This window comes from Anaerolineae bacterium (assembly GCA_014360855.1).
In the GTDB taxonomy this organism is placed as follows: domain Bacteria; phylum Chloroflexota; class Anaerolineae; order JACIWP01; family JACIWP01; genus JACIWP01.
Map to the genome: position 1 here is coordinate 1 of JACIWP010000220.1, position 5,160 is coordinate 5,160.

A 5,160-nucleotide genomic window follows, 5' to 3' on the forward strand; every position below is an offset into this window, starting at 1 on the left:
GCTCCGCCGGCATGGAGTAGATCGCCACCCGTAGTTTGGCGGCGGCCTCGTCAATCAGGTCAATGGCCTTGTCCGGCAGGCGGCGGTCGGTAACGTAGCGGTGAGAGAGCCGCACTGCCGCTTCCAGGGCCTCGTCCGAGATTTTCACCTTATGATGGGCCTCATAGCGATCGCGCAGGCCGTACAGCATCTCCAGCGTCTCCTCGGGCGTCGGCTCGTCCACGAAGATAGGGGCGAAGCGGCGCTCAAGGGCGCTGTCCCGCTCGATGTACTTGCGGTATTCGTCCAGGGTGGTGGCGCCGATACAGCGCAGTTCGCCGCGCGCCAGCGCCGGCTTCATCATGTTGGAGGCATCGATGGCGCCCGGGGCGGCGCCGGCGCCCACCACGGTGTGCAGTTCGTCAATGAACAGGATGATCTCCCCCTGCGAGCGCTGGATCTCGTCGATGGCGGCCTTCAGGCGCTCCTCGAACTCGCCGCGGAAGCGGGTGCCGGCGACCATGGCGCCGAGGTCGAGGGCGATGAGGCGCTTGCCCTGCAGGATTTCGGGGACATCGCCGCTGGCCAGCTTCTGGGCCAGGCCCTCGACGATGGCGGTCTTGCCCACGCCGGCGTCGCCGATGAGGACGGGGTTGTTTTTGGTGCGCCGGCAGAGCACCTGGATGACGCGCAGGATCTCCGCCTCACGGCCGATGACCGGGTCCAGCTTGCCCTCGCGCGCCATCTGGGTCAGGTCGCGGCTGTAGCGCTCCAGCACGCGGTAGCGGGATTCCGCGCCGGGGTCCGTCACGCGCTGGCCGGGGCGCAGTTCCTGCATGGCGCGCTCAATGCGCTCCTTGCTGATGCCGTGCTCCGCCAGGATGCGCGCCGCTTCGGTATTGCGCTCCTGGGCGATGCCGAGGAGCAGGTGCTCGGTGGAGATGTATTCGTCGTTGCGCTTCTGGGCTTCCTCTGTGGCGACGTCCAGCACCCGTTTCAGGCGCGGCGTGATATACACCTGGCCGGGCATACTGCTGGCGCTGGCGTACATGCGGGGACTGCGGCGCAGTGCCGCATCCAGATCTCGCTTGAGGGCTTCCGGGTCCACGCCCATGATCTGGAGCAGGCGGGGGACCGCTCCTTCGGTCTGCTCCACCAGTGCCAGGAACAGGTGCTCGGTGTCCACCTGGGTGTGGCCGTAGCGCTGTAATATTTCATACGCACGCATGGCCGCTTCCTGTGCGTGCTCGGTAAAACGGTCCAATCGCATCATATTCCGGGTTACCTCTCTTCCAGGGTGGGTGGGGGAGGGGCCTATCCGGCCCCTCCCGCCACCGCGGGTTATTCGATCTCCGCTTCTGTCAGGGCTTAGGCCGCCGCCGGCTCTGTCACCGGCTCTTTCTTACGGAAGCTCAGGCCCTCGAGCGTGTAGTCCACCAGCACGGTGTCACCCTCGCGGAACTGGCCTTCCAGTATCTTCATGGCCAGCGGGTCCATGACCTCGCGCTGGATGACCCGCTTCAGCGGCCGCGCTCCGTACACCGGGTCATAGCCGGCATCGGCCAGGTACTCCTTCGCCGCTTCCGTCAGCTCAATATCTATCTTACGTTCTTTCAGCAGTTTGCGCAAATTCTCGATCTGGATGTCAACAATTTTGACAAGATGCTCTTTCGTCAGCGAATGGAAGATGATGATCTCGTCAATGCGGTTCAGGAACTCGGGCCGGAAGTGCTGGTTGAGCGCTTCCAGGACCCGCCGGCGCATCTCCGCATCATCCCGGCCGCCCAGCTCCTTGATCCAGTGACTGCCGATGTTGGAGGTCATGATGACGATGGTGTTCTTGAAGTCCACCGTCCGACCATGACCGTCGGTCAGCCGGCCGTCATCCAGGAGCTGGAGCAGGACGTTGAAGACCTCTGGGTGGGCCTTCTCGACCTCGTCGAAGAGGATGACGGAGTACGGCCGGCGGCGCACCGCCTCGGTGAGCTGGCCGCCTTCCTCGTAGCCGACATATCCGGGCGGCGCACCGATCAGGCGGGCTACCGTATGGCGTTCCTGGTACTCGCTCATGTCCAGGCGGATCATGGCGTTCTCGTCGTCGAACATGAACTCCGCCAGGGCGCGTGCCAGCTCGGTCTTGCCCACGCCGGTGGGACCCAGGAACAGGAAACTGCCGATGGGCCGGTTGGGATCTTTCATGCCGGCGCGCGCCCGGCGCACAGCGTTGGCCACCGCCCGCACCGCCTCATCCTGGCCCACCACCCGCTGATGGATGCGCTCCTCCATCTTGAGCAGTTTCTCCACCTCGCTCTCCATCAGGCGGGAGACCGGGATGCCTGTCCATTCGGAGACGATCTCGGCGATATCTTCCTCGCTGACCTCCTCTTTGAGCATCTTCATGTCTTTCTGGAGGGTCTGTAAGCGTGCTTCCTCCTCCCGCAACTGCCGCTCCAGCTCGGGCAGGACGCCGAAGCGCAGGCGCGCCACCTTCTCCAGATCCGCGGCGCGCTCCGCCTGCTCCATCTCGATGCGCGTCTGCTCGATCTGGGTCTTAATGCGGCGGATGTTCTGGATGATCTCTTTCTCCTGCTGCCAGTGGACGCGCAGGGCATCGCGCTGTTCGCGCAGGTCGGCCAGCTCCTTCTCCAGGCGCTGGAGCCGCTCTTTCGAGGCCGGGTCGGTTTCTTTGCTCAGCGCCTGGCGCTCGATCTCCAACTGCATAATGCGGCGCTCGATCTCGTCCAGTTCCGCCGGCATGCTGTCGATCTCCATGCGCAGGCGGGCCGCCGCCTCGTCCACCAGGTCAATGGCCTTGTCCGGCAGGAAGCGGTCGGAGATATAGCGGTGCGACAGCACCGCCGCGGCGATAAGCGCGCTGTCCTGGATGCGCACGCCGTGGTGCACTTCGTAGCGCTCCTTCAGGCCGCGCAGGATGCTGATGGTTTCCTCCACGGTCGGCTCGTCCACATAGACCGGCTGGAAGCGGCGCTCCAGCGCGGCGTCCTTCTCGATGTGCTGGCGGTACTCGTTCAGGGTGGTGGCGCCGATGCAGTGCAGTTCGCCGCGCGCCAGCATGGGCTTGAGCATGTTGCTGGCATCCATGGCGCCCTCGGCCGCGCCGGCCCCCACCACGGTGTGCAGTTCGTCAATGAAGAGGATGATCTGGCCGGCGGCGTCGGTGACCTCCTTGAGCACCGCTTTCAGGCGCTCCTCGAACTCGCCGCGATACTTGGCGCCGGCGATGAGCGCGCCCATATCCAGCGCCACGATGCGCTTATCCCGCAGTCCCTCCGGCACATCGCCGCGCACGATGCGCTGGGCCAGGCCCTCCACAATGGCGGTCTTGCCCACGCCCGGCTCGCCGATGAGCACCGGGTTGTTCTTGGTGCGCCGGAGCAGGATCTGGATGACGCGGCGGATCTCCTCATCCCGCCCGATGACCGGATCCAGCTTGCCCTGACGCGCCAATTGGGTCAGATCGCGGCCGTACTTTTCCAGGGCCTGATATTTCACCTCCGGGTTCTGGTCGGTAACGCGCTGACTGCCGCGGATGGAGCGCAGGGCTTCATAGATGCGGTCCGGGGTGACGCCGTAGCGCGACAGCAGTCCGGCGACCGGGCCGCTCTGCGGATCAGTCATGGCCAGCAAGAGATGCTCGGTGGAGACGAACTCGTCCCGCATTTTGCCGGCCTCGGCCTCCGCGCGCTGGAACAGGCGGGCCAGGGTGGTGGAAATGCCCACCTGCGTCGCGGCGCCGTACTGGCGCGGCAATTTGCCCAGCTCCCCTGTCAGGTCCTGCAGGACGCGCTCCGGCTCAATGCCCAGGTTTTTCAGGATGGCCGGCACTACGCCGCCTTCCTGCTTGACCAGGGTATAGAGCAGGTGCTGGGGCTCGATCGCGCTGTGATGATATTCTAGGGCCAGATTCTGGGCCTCGATAATTGCTTCTTGTGCTTTTTCCGTATACCGGTTCAGGTTCATATCCTTTCCCTCCTTGCGTGCGGGTTCGTGGGCCGGCGTCCAACGGCAGGCGCGGTGCCGGCCCACATTTATGTCCTTCCTTACGATAGCAAGAAAGTATAAGAGCGGCGTTAGAGGATTGTTAGAATTTTATTAGAGTGAAGGGCCGGCTGGTGCGCTGGAGCAAACGGGCAAGCGGGGTTGGGAAGAGGGTTTCTGAACCGCCGGCGCACCAGTCTGCTTTTTCAGCACTCGGCCCAGGGCTGGTTTCCATTTCCGCGCAGAGACAGTATAATCGAAGGGTAAGGGCCGGCAAATATCCAGAAAGGAGCTGGCGATGGCGCTAAAAGGACGCTTGCGTCTGAGATGGGATGTGGATTTCGAGGATTTGGGGGAGGCCCTGCAGTCTCTCATCGGCCAGCCGCGGTTGGTGCTGGAGCAGGTGCGCCGGCGGCTTCCGTTCCACCGGCGCATCGGGCTGGTGCTCAGCGGGGGTGGTGAGCGGGGCTTCGCCCATATCGGGGTGCTCTCCGTGCTGGAACGGGAGGGCATCATTCCGGATGTCGTGGCCGGCACCAGCGCCGGCGCAGTGGTCGGCGCGGTCTACTGCGCCGGCTGGTCGACGCGCCAGATGCTCCAGCTTGCCGCCGGCCTGAATTGGACCCGGCTGGGGAAGCCCCAGTGGAACCTGCTCCGCTCGACGGGCATCCTGGATGGCGCCCGCCTTGAGGAATATTTCCGCGAACTGGTGGGGGATATCACGTTCGAGGACCTGGCCATCCCGCTGACGGTAATGGCGGCCGACCTGCTGACGGGCGAGGAAGTGCCCATCCGCAGTGGTCCGCTGGCGCCGGCGGTGCGCGCCAGTTGTGCTCTGCCGGTCATCTTTAACCCGGTGCCGTATAACGGCCGGCTGTTGGTGGACGGCGGCCTGGTCAACAACCTGCCCATCACCTCGGTGCTGGAAATGGGCGCCGATTATGTGATCGCGGTGAACGTCAGCCAGGCGACGGAGCCTACGGAGCCGCCGGAGAACATCCTGGATGTCCTGCAGTTGGCTTTTGTCACCATGCGGCGCAATGCCATGCGGGATGAGCCGGCGGCGGACTGCCTCATCGTGCCGCGCATCGGTGACACGGACAAACTGCGTCTCACGAGCGGCTTGGGCCGCATTTATCAGGCCGGCGTGTTGGCGGCAGAAGCCGCCTTGCCCCAACTGCG

General features: G+C 64.6%; 3 protein-coding genes. 1 reads left to right on the plus strand and 2 read right to left on the minus strand.

Features of this window, described 5'->3' with window-relative positions:
- Both H5T60_11360 and clpB read right to left on the minus strand, forming a co-directional pair.
- Window positions 1-1,249, minus strand: a 1,249-nt coding sequence (locus H5T60_11360; GenBank protein ID MBC7243030.1) for an AAA family ATPase, incomplete at its 3' end; no start/stop codon positions are given.
- 98 nt (window positions 1,250-1,347) lie between these two features.
- Window positions 1,348-3,960, minus strand: a complete 2,613-nt coding sequence (gene clpB / locus H5T60_11365) for an ATP-dependent chaperone ClpB (GenBank protein ID MBC7243031.1) — start codon at window positions 3,958-3,960, stop codon at window positions 1,348-1,350.
- 316 nt (window positions 3,961-4,276) lie between these two features.
- Between clpB and H5T60_11370 the strand changes: the two genes are divergently transcribed.
- Window positions 4,277-5,160 (plus strand): patatin-like phospholipase family protein (locus tag H5T60_11370; protein MBC7243032.1); only part of this gene is annotated, 884 nt, incomplete at its 3' end.

What these genes read in the sequence shown, in the direction of transcription:
- clpB (MBC7243031.1), bottom strand. Translation starts at nt 3,960, where the DNA reads ATGAACCTGAACCGGTATACGGAAAAAGCACAAGAAGCAATTATCGAG.